Raw genomic sequence first — 422 nt, 5'->3', positions numbered from 1 at the left:
GTGTCGAAACTGGCCTTGGCGCTGCGGAATAGGTTCTCGACCTCGAGCAGATCGCGATAACGCAACACGGCTCGAAGCGGAGAGATCGTCGTGTTGGTTCTCAGCACGGTGATACCGTCGAAACGGGCTTCATCGGCAAGCTTGCCGGGATCGACCTCGAAGGCCCTGCCGCTATCGGTGCGGCGGAGATAGCGCCGGTAAGCCGAGTTGCCGACGAGCGCCTTGTCGCCCTTCTTCAACTGGGTCTCGAGCCCGGCGATGATGGCCTGGCGGTCGTTGCGGTCCTTCTCGGCCTCGGCTTCATTGAGGCTGACGATGTAGCGCTGCCTGTCGACACGCACCTCCTTTACCCACAACTGGGTCTCGCCCTTCTGCCGCTCGAGCACCATCGGCACCATCGGCGCATGATCTTCGAGCACGAT

The 422-nt window shown here is 62.1% G+C and carries 1 pseudogene; it reads right to left on the bottom strand.

The features are described 5' to 3' along the window. Nucleotides 1–422: pseudogene (locus ACWGTI_RS32735) on the bottom strand (IS1634 family transposase); the annotation flags it as partial.

This window comes from Mesorhizobium sp. ArgA1 (assembly GCF_053714375.1).
The sequence above is the reverse complement of the archived record's forward strand: the minus strand, read 5'-3'. Positions and strand labels throughout refer to the sequence as shown.